General features: G+C 56.4%; 1 protein-coding gene. It reads left to right on the forward strand.

The window, feature by feature from the left end; translation table 11 throughout:
* A partial coding sequence (locus DVK05_RS16475) for a transporter associated domain-containing protein (RefSeq protein ID WP_303646409.1) occupies positions 1–377 on the forward strand: 377 nt, incomplete at its 5' end.
* Positions 378–505 lie beyond the last annotated feature (128 nt).

The raw sequence follows: 505 nt of genomic DNA on the forward strand, positions 1-505 counted from the left end.
ACGAATGGGGCGTCTTTGAGGGGATTGTCACGATCGAAGACATTCTCGAAGAGATCGTCGGCGATATTCGAGGCGAATTCGACACAGCACCGCAGGGCCCTACTATCGAGGAACGAGACGACGGTACGTACGTCGTTGACGGCGGCGTGCCAGTCCGGGAAGTGAACGAACGGCTCGGCGTCGAGTTCGAGGCCGATGAGGTCGAGACGATCGGTGGGTTCGTCTTTAGCCGACTCGGGCGAGAACCCGAGATAGCTGATGAGATCGAGCAAAATGGGTATGTCCTTCGCGTCGACTCCATCGACAACGCGAGAATCGAACGGCTCGTGATCCAACCTCCAGAACGATCTCAGAAACAGACCACTGAAGAGGACTAGTCCTCACGCGGTGTTGTTTGTATCCGGGCAAAGAGAGTGACCCGGATGAACCAGGTCTGCTCTAACAATGACCCGCGAAGTAATCGACCGACACAGCGAAGCACTGTTCGAGTTCCTCTGGTGTCCCG

Source organism: Halorubrum sp. Atlit-8R (assembly GCF_003666025.1).
GTDB lineage: Archaea > Halobacteriota > Halobacteria > Halobacteriales > Haloferacaceae > Halorubrum > Halorubrum salinarum.